This is a genomic window from Microbacterium sp. NPDC090225 (assembly GCF_044772365.1).
Taxonomy (GTDB): domain Bacteria; phylum Actinomycetota; class Actinomycetes; order Actinomycetales; family Microbacteriaceae; genus Microbacterium.
This window is the reverse complement of the sequence record NZ_JBIVYS010000001.1, coordinates 2,723,169-2,736,688: the sequence shown is the minus strand read 5'-3', so window position 1 is coordinate 2,736,688 and position 13,520 is coordinate 2,723,169. Positions and strand designations below refer to the sequence as shown.

Annotated in this window: 14 protein-coding genes; 5 read left to right on the top strand and 9 right to left on the bottom strand. The window is 70.5% G+C overall.

Features of this window, described 5'->3' with window-relative positions; translation table 11 throughout:
- Positions 1–104: 104 nt before the first annotated feature.
- Positions 105–611: a GNAT family N-acetyltransferase gene (locus tag ACIQTT_RS13155; RefSeq protein WP_402790676.1), complete on the top strand. Its 507-nt coding sequence runs from the start codon at positions 105–107 to the stop codon at positions 609–611.
- 130 nt (positions 612–741) lie between these two features.
- Here the strand turns inward: ACIQTT_RS13155 and ACIQTT_RS13150 are convergent, their stop codons facing one another.
- From ACIQTT_RS13150 to ACIQTT_RS13140, 3 genes are all read right to left on the bottom strand, one after another.
- Positions 742–1,719: a cytochrome b/b6 domain-containing protein gene (locus ACIQTT_RS13150; protein ID WP_402790673.1), complete on the bottom strand. Its 978-nt coding sequence runs from the start codon at positions 1,717–1,719 to the stop codon at positions 742–744.
- 668 nt (positions 1,720–2,387) lie between these two features.
- Positions 2,388–3,356: an electron transfer flavoprotein subunit alpha/FixB family protein gene (locus tag ACIQTT_RS13145; protein ID WP_402790670.1), complete on the bottom strand. Its 969-nt coding sequence runs from the start codon at positions 3,354–3,356 to the stop codon at positions 2,388–2,390.
- A 1-nt stretch (position 3,357) separates the two neighbouring features.
- On the bottom strand, positions 3,358–4,134 hold the full coding sequence (locus tag ACIQTT_RS13140; RefSeq protein ID WP_402790667.1) for an electron transfer flavoprotein subunit beta/FixA family protein: 777 nt from the start codon (positions 4,132–4,134) through the stop codon (positions 3,358–3,360).
- A gap of 185 nt (positions 4,135–4,319) precedes the next feature.
- Between ACIQTT_RS13140 and ACIQTT_RS13135 the strand changes: the two genes are divergently transcribed.
- From ACIQTT_RS13135 to ACIQTT_RS13125, 3 genes are read left to right on the top strand one after another with little or no spacing between them, the layout of a single operon-like run.
- Positions 4,320–4,856, top strand: a complete 537-nt coding sequence (locus tag ACIQTT_RS13135; protein ID WP_402790664.1) for a MarR family winged helix-turn-helix transcriptional regulator — start codon at positions 4,320–4,322, stop codon at positions 4,854–4,856.
- A gap of 1 nt (position 4,857) precedes the next feature.
- Positions 4,858–5,310 (top strand): SRPBCC family protein, encoded by a 453-nt coding sequence (locus ACIQTT_RS13130; RefSeq protein WP_402790661.1) that lies wholly within the window; start codon positions 4,858–4,860, stop codon positions 5,308–5,310.
- Positions 5,311–5,330: 20 nt separating this feature from the next.
- On the top strand, positions 5,331–5,774 hold the full coding sequence (locus ACIQTT_RS13125; RefSeq protein ID WP_402790658.1) for a YdeI/OmpD-associated family protein: 444 nt from the start codon (positions 5,331–5,333) through the stop codon (positions 5,772–5,774).
- Positions 5,775–5,788: 14 nt separating this feature from the next.
- Here the strand turns inward: ACIQTT_RS13125 and ACIQTT_RS13120 are convergent, their stop codons facing one another.
- From ACIQTT_RS13120 to ACIQTT_RS13100, 5 genes are all read right to left on the bottom strand, one after another.
- Complete coding sequence (locus tag ACIQTT_RS13120; protein ID WP_402790655.1) at positions 5,789–6,565, bottom strand: enoyl-CoA hydratase-related protein; 777 nt, start codon at positions 6,563–6,565, stop codon at positions 5,789–5,791.
- A 62-nt stretch (positions 6,566–6,627) separates the two neighbouring features.
- On the bottom strand, positions 6,628–7,521 hold the full coding sequence (gene mmsB / locus ACIQTT_RS13115) for a 3-hydroxyisobutyrate dehydrogenase (protein ID WP_402790652.1): 894 nt from the start codon (positions 7,519–7,521) through the stop codon (positions 6,628–6,630).
- Positions 7,518–8,705, bottom strand: coding sequence for an acyl-CoA dehydrogenase family protein (locus ACIQTT_RS13110; protein WP_402790649.1), 1,188 nt, complete (start codon positions 8,703–8,705; stop codon positions 7,518–7,520). Before ACIQTT_RS13110 ends, mmsB begins: the two co-directional genes overlap by 4 nt.
- A gap of 62 nt (positions 8,706–8,767) precedes the next feature.
- Positions 8,768–10,270 carry a CoA-acylating methylmalonate-semialdehyde dehydrogenase gene (locus ACIQTT_RS13105; RefSeq protein ID WP_402790646.1) on the bottom strand — a complete coding sequence of 501 codons (1,503 nt, stop codon included), beginning with the start codon at positions 10,268–10,270 and terminating at the stop codon, positions 8,768–8,770.
- 386 nt (positions 10,271–10,656) lie between these two features.
- Positions 10,657–11,592, bottom strand: coding sequence for an NADP-dependent oxidoreductase (locus ACIQTT_RS13100; protein WP_402790643.1), 936 nt, complete (start codon positions 11,590–11,592; stop codon positions 10,657–10,659).
- Between the two features lie 112 nt (positions 11,593–11,704).
- Here ACIQTT_RS13100 and ACIQTT_RS13095 point away from each other — a divergent pair, with 112 nt between their 5' ends.
- A complete protein-coding gene (locus tag ACIQTT_RS13095) occupies positions 11,705–12,208 on the top strand; it encodes a MarR family winged helix-turn-helix transcriptional regulator (RefSeq protein ID WP_402790640.1) in 504 nt (167 codons plus the stop codon).
- Positions 12,209–12,210: 2 nt separating this feature from the next.
- On the opposite strand, the gene ACIQTT_RS13090 is transcribed toward ACIQTT_RS13095, so the two are convergent.
- Entirely contained in the window at positions 12,211–13,395 is a 1,185-nt protein-coding gene (locus ACIQTT_RS13090) for a thiolase family protein (RefSeq protein WP_402790636.1), read from the bottom strand.
- Positions 13,396–13,520: the final 125 nt, after the last annotated feature.

Here is a 13,520-nt window from a genome sequence, read left to right as displayed (position 1 = left end):
GATCCGCGAAGATCGTTGTCGAGATCCTCCATGACCACTCGGGGCGTTGTCGACGGCATCCGCTCGATTTCCGGATAGCGGATGCCGCGCGTAGAGTCACGAACATGAGCGCCGAAGCCCAGCCCGAAGTCATCGTCCGTCCGGTCCGTGATGTGGACGCGGAAGCCCTCGGTCGCGTGCACGCCCAGTGCTGGCACGAGACCTACGACCACCTGATCAGCAAGGCCGCGCTCGAGAAGGTGTCGCCGCGCCGCATGGCCGAGCTGTGGACGCACTGGGCCTCGCAGGGCCCCGACTTCACGATGCGCGCCGCCCTCGTCGACGGCGAGATCGTCGGCTTCGCCGGCTCCGGTCCCGCCCGCGACAAGGACGCCCCGGCGCTGCGCGAGCTCTACTTCATCTACCTGCTCGACGCGTGGCACTCCACCGGCATCGGCCAGAAGCTCTTCGACGCCACGGTCGAGAAAGACGCCCCGCTCTACCTCTGGGTCGCGGACGACAACCCCCGCGCGCACCGCTTCTACGCGCGCAACGGCTTCACCCTCGACGGCGCCAGCCACACCGAGCCGTTCCTCGGCGAGACGCTGACCGAGGTGCGCTTCACCCGCTGAGGCATCCTCCGCCCCGGGGCGAGGTCGTCGAGATCCCCCTTTCTGTACGAGATCCCCCTGTGCAGTGCGCACGCACAGGGGGATCTCGCACGTAGAGGGGGTTCTCGGCGTCGGGAGGCGGCGGCCGCGCTCAGCGCCCCGACACGTTGCCGAAGACCTTCGCGATCGGCGCGAGCACCAGGGGGCGAGCCGCCACCCACGCAGCGGCGATCACCACGAGCGACGCCACGAACACCCAGAAGCCCGTCCACGTCACGGCATCCTGAGACGCGTACATGTGGTTGAGGTTGCGCAGGAATCCGGTCAGCATCACCAGCGCCACGTGCGCGATGATGAACGCCACGAAGTACAACATGATCGGGAAGTGCAGCGCGCGCGCCCACTCCACCGGGTACGCCTTCGACAGCTTCTCGGCCTTCTTGGGCCACAGCCCCGACATCCGGAACCCGGTGATCGCCGCCAGCGGTGCGGCGATGAACACGGTCACGAAGTAGGCGAGCTGCTGCAGGCTGTTGTAGTTGTTCCAGCCGTTCTCGTGCGGCCAGTCGAACGACACGTACTGCAGCGCCGCCGACAGCGCGTTCGGGAAGACCTCCCAACTCGTCGGCACGATCCGCACCCAGTGCCCCGTGACGATCAGCAGCACCACGAACACGACACCGTTCACGAGCCACAGGATGTCGAGCGCCTGATGGAACCACAACGTCAGGCTGATCTTGCCCTTGGGATTGCCCCGCGGCGCCCAGAACACCGTCGGCCGCTTCTCGGTGCGCACCCGCAGACCCGAGCGGATGATCAGCACCATCAGGAACACGTTGAAGAAGTGCGCCCAGTTGACCCACGCGGGGAACCCGGACTCGACGGCGATCGGCGGCACGTACTCGCCCGGGAACGCGGCGAGGAAGTCCTGCATGAACGCGAAGCTCAGCAGTGTGCGCACGAGCGCGACCGCGGCCGCCGCGAGCACTCCGAGGGCCGCCGCACCGAACAGCACGGCGATGCCCTGCGTCCAGGTCGGGCGGGAACGAGCGGATGCCACGGCCGCGGTCGTGATGCGGCGCGGGGCGGTGCCGTCCCAGGCGGAGGGAGGGCGGGGCGGGGCGGTCACGGCGGGGGCGGGGGCCTCGTGGGGGGACGCTTCGACAGGCTCAGCGACCCATTCCTGCTCAGCGACCCCGTCCTGCTCAGCGACCCCGTCGGGTTCGACGGGAAGAACCTTGGCCCCTGAGCCTGTCGAAGGGCCCCGCCACGCGACGGTACCGGCCGGCGGCCAGGGGTCTCCGCCGGGTGTGCGCGGGAGCCCGCGACGGATGCCGGATGCGGCGGGAGCCTCATGGGCGGACGCTTCGACAGGCTCAGCGACCCGGTTTCCTTCAGCGACGCGGTTCTGCTCAGCAACCGATTCCTGCTCAGCGACGGGCTCCGGATCAGGGACCGGGTCAGCGACTGGCTCGGACACCTGGGTCCCTGAGCCTGTCGAAAGGCCCCGCCCCGCAGGAGCTCCGACCGGAGGCCACGGCTCGCCACCCGGCGTGCGCGGCAGCCCGCGGCGGAGGGAGCTCGGCGTCTCGTGGGGGGACGCTTCGACAGGCTCAGCGACCCACTTCGTCTCAGCGACCCGCTCCGTCTCGGCGGGAAGAACCTGGGCCCCGGAGCCTGCCGAAGGGTCCCACCCCGCCGAGGCGCCCGCCGGCGGCCAGGGCTCTCCCCCGGGTACGCGCGGCAGACCGCGACGCAGCATCCGCCCCTCCTGAGCCTCGGAGACCATGGACTCCCCTACTTCCGGGCCTCGAGGGCGGCGATCACCTGAGGCACGATCGTGAACAGGTCGCCGACGATACCGAAGTCGGCGACGTCGAAGATCGGGGCCTCGCCGTCTTTATTGATCGCCACGATGGTCTTGGAGGTCTGCATGCCCGCGCGGTGCTGGATCGCACCCGAGATGCCGAGCGCGACGTACAGCTGCGGCGACACCGAGACACCGGTCTGCCCGACCTGGTGCGACTGCGGGACGTACCCCGCGTCGACGGCCGCGCGCGAAGCGCCGACCGCGGCGCCGAGGGCATCGGCGAGCTCCTCGACGAGCACGAACTTCTCCTTCGAGGCGAGTCCGCGTCCGCCCGAGACGACCCGGGTCGCCCCACGCAGTTCGGGTCGCGAGGAGGCCTGCTCGACGGCTTCGATCGGGCCCACGGATGCCGCCGCCACCCCCGACCCGGCGACATCGAGCGCCTCGATCGAGGGTGACGCGACGGCCTCGGCCCGAGCATCCACCGCCCCCTGGCGCACCGTGATGACGGGCGCGCCGTAGGTGGGAGCGGAGTCCACGAGGTACGCGCCGCCGTAGACGGAGTGGTGCGCGACCACGCCCTCGTCGTCGCGCGACACCCCGATCGCGTCGACCGACAACGCGAGCCGGGCGCGCACGGCGAGGCGGGCAGCGGCGTCGCGTCCGGCGATCGAGTTCGACACGAGCACCGCGTCGGGCTGCACGCGGTCGAACGCGGCCTGCAGGGCGTCGACCACGGGAACGGTGAGGGCGGCGGCATCCGCATCGGCGGTCAGCACGACGGATGCTCCGAGCGCGGCCACCTGCGCGGCGGCATCGGTCGAGCCGCCGACGACGAGGGCGACCGGCGCGCCGACCGTCGACGCGGCGCCGATCAGCGCCGCGGTGCTGCTCGCCGGAGCGCCCGCGGCGTCGATGTCGACGAGCACGAGGATCGGGTTCTCGGGGTAGCCCATGTCACACCAGCCTGTTCTGCACGAGGTAGTCGACGAGCTGCTGGGCGGCATCGCCCTCGTCGGTGATCTTGACGCCCGCCGCACGCGGGGGCTTCTCGGCGACCGCGGTCATGATGGTGCGCGGCGCCGCGGAGGGATCGGCCGAGACGTCGAGGTCGGCGAGCGAGAGCACCTCCACCGGCTTCTTCTTCGCGGCCATGATGCCCTTGAAGTTGGGGAACCGGGCATCCGGCAGTGCCTCGGTGATCGAGATCACGGCCGGCAGCGCGGCGGTCACCGTCTGCGACCCGAAGTCGGTCGCGCGGGTTCCGGAGACGGCATCCGTCCCGATCTCGACCGCCGTGAGTGCCGTCGCCTGCGCCCAGCCGAGGTGCTCGGCGAGCATCGCGGGGATGACCCCGCCCGAGCCGTCGGTCGACAGGTTGCCGGTGATGACGAGGTCGGGGGCGCCGCGGCGGATCGCGGCGGCGAGCACCTCGGCGGTGAGACCGAGGTCGGCGCCGGTGAGCTGCTCGTCGGCGATGTGCACCGCGGATGCCGCGCCGATCGCGAGTGCACGTCGCACCGTGGCGGTCGACCCCTCGGGGGCCATCGAGACGGCGACGACCTCCGTGCCCTCGCTCGCATCGGCATGGCTCAGGGCGACCTCGAGGGCGCGCTCGGTGATCTCGTCGAGCACCACGTCGCCGGCGGCCCGATCGGCCAGTCCGGTCTCCAGGTTCAGCTTGCGGTCACCGTAGGTGTCGGGCACCTCTTTGACCAGGACGAAGATCTTCATCGATTGCTCCTCACGACTGTGTCGATTCTAGCCCTGCGGCACTGGGTTTCAGTCTTGTTGAAACCCAGGCCCAGAGTCAGGGCACCGTCCCACGCTGATAGTTCAAAAACGCAGCTTGAGGCGCCGTTTGAGAAGCGTTTCTGAACTATCACGGGCGGGAAATCGGAGGCGGGTAACTTAGAGGCGTGGTCCGACCCCGCCCCCTGCCCGTGGATCCGCTCGCCGAGGCGAAGCGGCAGTGGCTCGCGCACGGATGGACGGATGCCGCCGACGGCATGGCCGTCGTGACCTCGGTCATGCGGGCCCAGCAACTGCTGCTCGCCCGCGTCGATCAGGCCCTCAAGCCCTTCGCGCTGAGTTTCGCGCGCTACGAGGTGCTGCGTCTGCTCGCGTTCAGCCGCGAGGGCCGCCTGCCCCTGTCGAGCGTGGTGGCGCGCCTGCAGGTGCACGCGACCACCGTCACCAGCACCGCCGACCGCCTCGTGCGCGACGAACTGATCGTGCGCGAACCGCACCCGCACGACGGCCGCGCAGCCCTGCTCGCGCTCACCGTGGCCGGTCGCGACCTGGTCGAGCGGGCCACCGCCGCGCTCAACGCCGACGTGTTCGCGTCCCCCGGCGTCGACCGCGACGATGCGGCCGAGCTCGTCGCGATCGTCGCGCGCCTGCGGAAGGATGCCGGCGACTTCACCGACCCGCGCCCGACCCCGGAGCCCCTCTGACGTGGCGAAGTTCGTGCTCGAGACCGTGATCGCGGCTCCCGTCGACGCGGTGTTCGCGGCATCCCTCGATCCCGAACTGCACGTGCGTTCGATGGCCGCGCACGGCGAGAAGATGATCGAAGCTCCCGCGGGCGGCGTGTTCACCGAGGGCTCGACCGTCACGTGGCGCGCGCGGCACTTCGGCATCCCGTTCCGGCTGCGGTCGCGGGTGTTCGACATCGATCCCCCGCGCGGGTTCCGCGACCGGCAGATCTCGGGGCCGTTCGGGTCGTTCCTGCATGTGCACTCGTTCGCGGAGCATCCGCGGGGCACCCTCATGCGTGACGTCGTGACGTTCCGCTCGCCGTTCGGCCCGATCGGGCGCGCGGTCGACGCACTGTTCCTGCGCGAGTACATGCGGCGCGTGATCGCCGCACGCAATCGCACCCTCGTGGCGGAGCTCGAAAACGCCTGATCACGGCGTACCCTGTGCGCATGAGCGAACTGCGCGTCCACACGACCCTCCCGGCCAGCGGGCCGGCGACCGCCATCGTCCTCACCGACGAGCAGGTCGCCTCGTTCGGCGCGGGCAAGGCCTTTCCGGTCGCGGTGACGATCGGCGACCGCACCGCCCGACTGCGTCTCAGCCGCATGGGCGGTCGCAACCTCATCGGCCTGAGCAAGGCGTCGCGCGCCGAGCTGGGCGTCGAGATCGGCGACGAGGTCGATGCCGTCATCCGCCTCGACGCCGCTGAGCGCACCGTCGACGAGCCCGCATCGCTGACGGCAGCGCTCGACGCCGACCCCGCGCTGCGCGCCGCCTTCGACGCCCTCGCCTACTCGGCCCGCAAGGAGCACGCTCGCGCGATCGCCGAGGCCAAGCAGGACGCCACCCGCGAGCGCCGCCTCGCCAAGATCGTCGAGGCACTGCGGGGCTGAGGCGGACGCGGGAGTCATCTGTTCCGGAAGTCGGGCTGCCGCTTCTCGCGGAACGCCGACATGCCCTCCTTCTGATCCTCGGTGTCGAAGAGCAGCGCGAACGCCTGCTTCTCGTGCGCGAGGCCGTCGGTGAGGCTCGTCTCCATCGCGGTGTCGAGGGCCGCCTTCGCGGCGTAGAGCGAGGGCAGCGACTTCGACGCGATCGTCTCGGCGAGCGTCGTCGCCTCGGTGAGCAGATCGGATGCCGGAACCACCCGCGAGACCAGGCCGATGCGCTCGGCCTCCTCGGCGCCGATGATCCGACCCGAGAGCACGAGCTCGGCGGCCTTGTAATACCCGACCGCGCGGATGAGGCGCTGCGTTCCTCCCATGCCGGGGATCACGCCGAGGTTGATCTCGGGCTGCCCGAACTTCGCGGTGTCGGCGGCGAGGATGATGTCGCACATCATCGCCAGTTCGCATCCGCCGCCCAGCGCGAAGCCGGAGACCGCCGCGATCACGGGCGTGCGCACGGCCGCGAAGTCGCTCCATGCGCCGAAGTGGTCGGTGGCGAGCATCTCGGCCGACGACATGCCCTCCATCTCCTTGATGTCGGCACCCGCGGCGAAGGCCTTCTCGGACCCGGTGACCACGATCGCCCCCACGCCCTCATCGGCGTCGAACGCGACCGCTGCGGCCGTGACCTCCTCCGACACCCGGCCGTTCAGGGCGTTCAGGGCCTGCGGTCTGTCCAGCGTGATCCACCCCACGCGTCCGCGCTGCTCGACCAGGATCGTCTCGTACTCGGTCATGTCTCTCCTTCGTCGCGTGGTCTTCAGTATCGCGCCCGCGTCCTTCGTCTCGCTCCGCTCGCTCAGGAACCGGGTGCGGAGTCGCGGATGTCGGTGATGATGCCGGAGAAGTCGCGGCCGGCGCCGTCACCCGCGGCGTAGGCGGCGTAGAGCTGCTGGGCGAGCCGACCCATGCGGGCATCCGTCGAGGTCTGCTCGATCGCCTGCAGGGCGAGCCCCAGATCCTTGGCCATGAGGGCACCGGCGAAGCCCGGCTGATAGTCGCGGTTCGCGGGACTCGTCGGCACCGGACCCGGCACGGGGCAGTTGGTGGTGATCGACCAGCACTGACCGGATGCCTGCGACACCACGTCGAACAGCGCCTGATGTTCGAGCCCCAACCGCTCCCCCAGCACGAACGCCTCGGCGACGGCGATCTGCGACACGGCGAGCACCATGTTGTTGCACACCTTCGCCGCCTGGCCGAGCCCGGAACCGCCGCAGTGCACGATCCTCTTGCCCATCGCCTCGAGCAGCGGCAGGGCAGCGGCGAAGTCCTCGTCGCTGCCGCCCACCATGAACGCGAGCGTGCCGTTCTCGGCGCCCACGACCCCGCCCGAGACGGGAGCGTCGATGTTGCGGTGCCCCGCGGCGAGCGCGAGAGCGTGCGCCGCGCGCGCCTCGTCGACCGCGATCGTCGACGATTCGATGAACAGCGTGCCGGGCCGGGCCGCCGCGAGCAGCCCGCCGTGGTACGCGTCGAGCACGTGCTTGCCGGCGGGGAACATCGTGATGACGACATCCGCGTCGGCTGCGGCATCCGCCCCGCTGGCCGCGATCGGGATGTCGGCGGCCCGCGCCGCATCCACTGCCGCCGGCACCGGGTCGAACCCCTGCACCTCGTGCCCGGCCGTCACGAGGTTCGCCGCCATCGGCAGCCCCATGTGGCCGAGGCCGAGGAAGGCGATGCGCGTCATGATGCGCTCCGCATCGAGGCGGAGCCCGCGGGCCGCAGCATCTCGCGCCCGACGATCAACCGCATGATCTCGTTCGTGCCCTCGAGGATCTGGTGCACGCGCAGATCGCGCACGACCTTCTCGATGCCGTAGTCCTGCAGGTAGCCGTAGCCGCCGTGCAGCTGCAGCGCCCGATTGGCGACGTCGAAGCCCGCATCCGTCGCGAATCGCTTGGCCATCGCGCAGCGTATCGTCGCGTCCGGCGCCTTCGCGTCGACCGCCGCCGCGCCGTCGCGCACCATGAGGCGCGCGGCCTGCAGCTCGGTGCGCATGTCGGCGATCTGGAACAGGATCGACTGCTTCTCGGCGAGCGGCTCGCCGAAAGCGACCCGCTCGTGCACGTACTGCACGGCCCGGTCGAGCGCCCACTGCGCCCCACCCAGCGAGCAGGCCGCGATGTTGAGGCGGCCGCCGTTGAGGGCCGACATCGCGATCGCGAAACCGCGCCCCTCTTCGCCGAGCAGAGCGGATGCCGGCACCCGCACTCCGTCGAAGATCACCTGGCGCGTGGGCTGCGCGTGCCAGCCCATCTTCTTCTCCAGCGCTCCGAAACTGAGGCCCTCGGCATCGCCGGGGACGAGGATGGCGCTGATGCCACCGGCACCGGGGCCGCCGGTGCGCGCCATCACGACGTACACCGCGGCCTCGCCCGCGCCGGAGATGAACTGCTTCACGCCGGTGAGCACGTAGTCGTCGCCGTCGCGCACCGCGCTCGTGGCGATGTTCGCGGCATCCGATCCGGCACCCGGCTCGGTGAGGCAGTAGCCGCCGAACTCCGCCATGGCGGTGAGATCGGGCATCCACCGGGCGATCTGCTCGTCGCTGCCGTAGGTGTCGATCATCCACGCCACCATGTTGTGGATCGAGATGTACGCCGCGACCGCGGGGTCGCCCTGCGCGAGCTCCTCGAAGATCGCGACGGTGTCGGTGCGGCTGAGTCCCGTGCCGCCGGATTCCTCGCGCACGTAGATGCCGCCGAGGCCCAGCTCGCCGCCGCGGCCCAGCGACTCGCGGGGGAAGATGTGCTGCTCGTCGCGCTCGAGCGCGTGCGGGGCGAGCTCGATCTCGGTGAACTCGCGCACGGCCTCGAGGATCGCGTCGCGCTCGTCGGCGGTGAGGGGAGTGGTCACGTCGGTCATGGTCATCATCGACTCCTTGATCCTGGGTTCCTGCCCTTCGACAGGCTCAGGAACCGCAAAAGATGTGGTCAGTGCATCGTGGGGATGACGAAGCTGGCACCGTCGCGGATGCCCGCCGCGGGCCAGCGGCTCGTCACCGTCTTGGTCTTCGTGTAGAAGCGGAAGGCGTCAGCGCCGTGCTGGTTGAGGTCGCCGAACCCGCTGCGCTTCCAGCCGCCGAACGTGTAATAGGCGATGGGCACCGGGATCGGTACGTTCACCCCGACCATGCCCACCTCGACCCGGGCCGCGAAGTCGCGGGCCGCGTCGCCGTCGCGCGTGAAGATCGCGACGCCGTTGCCGTACTCGTGCTCCGAGGCCATGCGCAGCGCCTCCTCGTAGTCGGCGGCGCGGGCGATCACGAGCACCGGGCCGAAGATCTCCTCCCGGTAGATCGCCATGTCGGTCGTGACGTGGTCGAACAGCGTCGGTCCGAGGTAGAAACCCTCCTCGTGGCCGGCGACGGTGAACCCGCGGCCATCGGCGAGCAGGGTCGCGCCCTCGTCGATGCCCTGCTGGATGTATCCCTCTACCCGTTCCACGGCGGCGCGGGTGACCAGCGGGCCGTAATCGACATCGGGCGCCAGCGAGGGCCCGACCCGCAGCTGCCCGACGCGTTCGAGGAGCTTGGCGGCGAGAGCATCCGCCGTCTGCTGACCGACCGGCACCGCCACCGAGATCGCCATGCACCGCTCACCGGCCGAGCCGTATCCCGAGCCGATCAGCGCGTCGACCGCCTGATCGAGATCGGCGTCGGGCATCACGATCATGTGGTTCTTGGCTCCACCGAAGCACTGCGCGCGCTTGCCGTGCGCGGCTGCGGTGGCGTAGATGTACTCGGCGATCGGGGTCGAGCCGACGAAGCCGACCGCGCGGATGCGGTCATCGGTGAGCAGCGTGTCGACGGCCTCCTTGTCGCCGTGAACGACGTTGAGCACGCCGGCGGGAAGCCCCGCTTCGCGGAACAGCTCGGCGAGGCGCACCGGCACCGAGGGGTCGCGCTCACTGGGCTTGAGCACGACGGCATTGCCCGCGGCGAGCGCCGGGCCGGCCTTCCAGAGCGGGATCATCGCGGGGAAGTTGAAGGGGGTGATCGCGGCGACGACACCGAGGGGCTGGCGCATGGAGTAGACGTCGATGCCCGCGCCGGCGCCCGTGGAGTACTCCCCCTTGAGCAGGTGCGGGGCCCCGGCCGAGAACTCGATGACCTCGAGCCCGCGCTGGATGTCGCCCTTCGCATCGTCGACCGTCTTGCCGTGCTCGCTCGCGAGCAGTTCGGCGAGCGACTGCATCTCCCGCTGCACCAGATCGAGGAAGCGCAGCAGCACACGGGCGCGCTTCTGCGGGTTGGTGGCGGCCCAGTCCTGTTGGGCGGCCTCGGCGTTCGCGATCACCGCGCGCACCTCGTCGGCCGAGGCGAGCGGCACCCGGGCCTGCACGGCTCCGGTGCTGGGATCGAAGACGTCGGCGAAGCGCCCGTCAGCCGGGGTGAGGTGCGATCCGCCCACGAAATGCGGGATGGTACGAGTCATTGTGCGACGTCCCTTCGTGCCGTCGTTGGCACATCGCAAGTTTACTTTGATGCCCGAATATTTACTAGGACTCCCTTGCAATGCGTGCGTGCGCCCCTTGCGGGAGTCGGATGTTGAGGCGGCGTTCACCGGCCGGTCACTTCGGCGAACTACAACTACAGATGCGCGGACGACTCAGACCGGATCGGGAAGTCACAGGATTCCGCGCCTCGGGCGCCAAGCGCCCGCAGACCCCCGCCGAATCGGGTCGGCGGGGGTCTTCTCCGTCTTCGGGACGTGTCAGCCGCGGCATCCGCCGTCCATGACCCAGGACGAACAGCGCCGATCGGCCGACTCGGGCCCGGTTCGCGGTCGATTCGGCGCATCCGTCCTGAGCTGTGGCCCCCTCACGCACTCGGGACGACGACGACCTTGCCGCGCAGCGTGCCGGCCGCGGCGGCCGCATGCACCGACGCGACCTCCTCGAGACCCACGCGACGCGACGCCACCAGCCGCAGCGCTCCCTCATCGACCAGGGTCACGAGATGCGCGAGCTGTTCGGGGTCACTGCGCACGTACACGGTCTCGCTGCGCACGCCTCGACCCTCGTCGCCGGGCGTCGGCATCCACGCGGTCGAGCTGACCACGAAGCCGCCGTCACCCACCAGTGAGACGAGCGCCGCGAATTCCTCGGGCTCGATCGGCGCGAGATTCAGCAGCACGTCGACCGAAGCCGCCACGTCGTCGCGCACCGAACCCGCCGTGTGATCGACGACCTCGTCGGCGCCGGCCGCCTCCACCGCGGCACGGCTGCGCGGGCTCGCCGTCGCGATCACGAACGCCCCCGCGTGCTTCGCCAGCTGCACGGCGTACTCACCGACCGTTCCGCCGGCGCCCACGATCAGGACGCGCTGCCCCTTCTGCAGCCCGGCGAGATCGAACAGCGCCTGCCAGGCGGTGAGCCCGACCGACGGGAGCGCCGCGGCATCCGCAAGTTCTCCGGCGCGGGGCGCCGCGACCAGCAGATCCGCCGGCGCCAGGGCGTACTCGGCATCCGCCCCGTCGTCGGTCATCGACAGGAATCCGACGACCCGGTCGCCGATCGAGAGACCGTCGACGCCGAGCCCGAGCGCGTCGACCGTGCCGGCGACGTCGTAACCGGGAATGTGCGGGAGCGCGACGGGGAACGGAAGGGTTCCCCCGCGGATGCCGCCGTCGGCCGGGTTGAATCCGGTGCCCGCGACGCGGATGCGCACCTGACCCTCGCCGGGCTCGGGAACTTCGACCTCGTCGATGCGCAGGACCTCGGGGCCGCCGAGCTGGTGGAAACGCACTGCCTTCATGATGACTTCTCTCTCGATTCGGATGCTTCGAAGTTGAAGCACTTATTGAACCGTAGCACTGCTTCGATATCGAAGCAACTAATTCGAGATCGAAACATCTACACTGGTGAGCATGGCCGCCGACACCCCTCCCCTCGACCCCGCCGAACTCGGTGCGTACTTCGCACTGATCGAGGTGAGCAGCCTGCTGCGGCACGCCGTCGAACAGCAGCTGAAAGAGACCGGAGACCTCAGCTACGTCCAGTTCCAGCTGCTCGCGACCCTCGGGGATTCGCCGAACGGCAGCGCCCGCATGACCGCGCTGGCCGACGGCATCGTGCTCAGCCGTAGCGGACTCACGCACCAGGCCGGCCTGCTCGAGAAGAGAGGTCTGGTGACGCGCTCGCCGTCGCCCGAGGACGAGCGCGGCGTGACGCTGACGATCACCGATGCCGGACGGTCGGTGCTCGCCGCCGTCTTCCCCAGGCACATCGGCGAGCTGCGCCGCCTGTTCCTCGCGCCCCTCGACGCCGACGACATCCGCTCGCTCACCGCACCGCTCGAAAAGGTGCGCGAGCACATGCGCCGGATCCCCCCGCGCTCGGCCGCGCCCCGCCGCCGCAAGACGGCCGAGTAGCCCTACAGCCTCTCGACGATCATCGCGTTGGCCATGCCGCCACCCTCGCACATCGTCTGCAGTCCGTAGCGTCCGCCGACCGCGTCGAGGTGATCCACGAGAGTTCCGAGCAGGCGCGTGCCCGACGAACCGAGTGCATGGCCGAGCGCGATCGCCCCACCGCGCGGGTTGAGCTTGGCCGGGTCGGCGCCGAGTTCGGCCGCCCACGCCAGCGGCACCGACGCGAACGCCTCGTTCACCTCGTACGCATCGAGGTCGTCGATCGTGAGGCCGGTGCGGTCGAGGATCCGCCGGGTCGCCGGGATCGGCCCCGTCAGCATCATCAGCGGATCGTCGCCGACGACGGCGAACGAGCGGATGCCGGCACGCGGAACCAACCCGAGCAATGCGGCCCTCTCGGCGCTCATCAGCAGCGCGGCCGAGGCGCCGTCGGTGAGCGGCGAGGAGTTGCCCGGGGTGATCCGCCAGTCGAGGTCGGGGAAGCGCGCGGCGAGCGCATCCGTGCGGAACGCGGGGTTCAGACCCGCGAGCCCCTCGGCCGTGGTACCCGGACGGACGGTCTCGTCGGTCACGGCATCCGGCGCCTCGGCGACCCCGACGATCGCGCGATCGAAGAAGCCCTCGGCCCAGGCATCCGCCGCCCGTCGGTGCGACTCGGCGGCGTAGGCGTCGAGCGCGTCGCGATCGAGCCCCCAGCGCTGCGCGATCAGCTCGGCCGAGACGCCCTGGTTCACCAACCCCTCGGGATACCGCGCCCGCACGCGCGGCGACATCGGGGAGCCGCCGGCCGCCGACGATCCGAGGGGCACCCGGCTCATCGACTCGACCCCGCCCGCGATCACGATGTCGTAGGCGCCGGCCATGATCCCCTGCGCCGCGATGTGCACCGCCTGCTGGCTCGACCCGCACTGCCGGTCGATCGTCGCCCCCGGCACGCCCTCGTCGAAGCCCGCGGCCAGCACCGCCTGCCGGGCGATGTTCGTCGACTGGTCGCCGACCTGGCTCACGCAGCCGAGCAGCACGTCGTCGATCTGACGCGAGTCGAGGCCGTTGCGCTCGAGCAGCGCCTGCAGCACCCCGGCGGCGAGATCGACCGGATGCACCCCCGAGAGCGCACCCCCGGGCTTGCCGCGCCCGACCGGAGTGCGGACGACATCGACCAGAACGGCTTCGCTGCGCGTGCTCATGCCCCCATTCTGCGCCGATCGCTGAGCCCGCGCCGTAATCCGCCCGTCACACGCCGCGAATAGAATCGACGACGCGCCATCACCCCGGCGCACCCCCGCACGCAGGCCCGCGACCCGGGCCGCCC

Excerpts from the sequence above, each read along its gene's own strand:
- ACIQTT_RS13095 (WP_402790640.1), top strand. The coding sequence starts at position 11,705 with ATGGCCGCCGACACCCCTCCCCTCGACCCCGCCGAACTCGGTGCGTAC.
- ACIQTT_RS13110 (WP_402790649.1), bottom strand. The coding sequence starts at position 8,705 with ATGACCATGACCGACGTGACCACTCCCCTCACCGCCGACGAGCGCGAC.
- ACIQTT_RS13120 (WP_402790655.1), bottom strand. The coding sequence starts at position 6,565 with ATGACCGAGTACGAGACGATCCTGGTCGAGCAGCGCGGACGCGTGGGG.
- ACIQTT_RS13125 (WP_402790658.1), top strand. The coding sequence starts at position 5,331 with ATGAGCGAACTGCGCGTCCACACGACCCTCCCGGCCAGCGGGCCGGCG.
- ACIQTT_RS13140 (WP_402790667.1), bottom strand. The coding sequence starts at position 4,134 with ATGAAGATCTTCGTCCTGGTCAAAGAGGTGCCCGACACCTACGGTGAC.
- ACIQTT_RS13090 (WP_402790636.1), bottom strand. The coding sequence starts at position 13,395 with ATGAGCACGCGCAGCGAAGCCGTTCTGGTCGATGTCGTCCGCACTCCG.
- ACIQTT_RS13100 (WP_402790643.1), bottom strand. The coding sequence starts at position 11,592 with ATGAAGGCAGTGCGTTTCCACCAGCTCGGCGGCCCCGAGGTCCTGCGC.
- ACIQTT_RS13105 (WP_402790646.1), bottom strand. The coding sequence starts at position 10,270 with ATGACTCGTACCATCCCGCATTTCGTGGGCGGATCGCACCTCACCCCG.
- mmsB (WP_402790652.1), bottom strand. The coding sequence starts at position 7,521 with ATGACGCGCATCGCCTTCCTCGGCCTCGGCCACATGGGGCTGCCGATG.
- ACIQTT_RS13145 (WP_402790670.1), bottom strand. The coding sequence starts at position 3,356 with ATGGGCTACCCCGAGAACCCGATCCTCGTGCTCGTCGACATCGACGCC.
- ACIQTT_RS13155 (WP_402790676.1), top strand. The coding sequence starts at position 105 with ATGAGCGCCGAAGCCCAGCCCGAAGTCATCGTCCGTCCGGTCCGTGAT.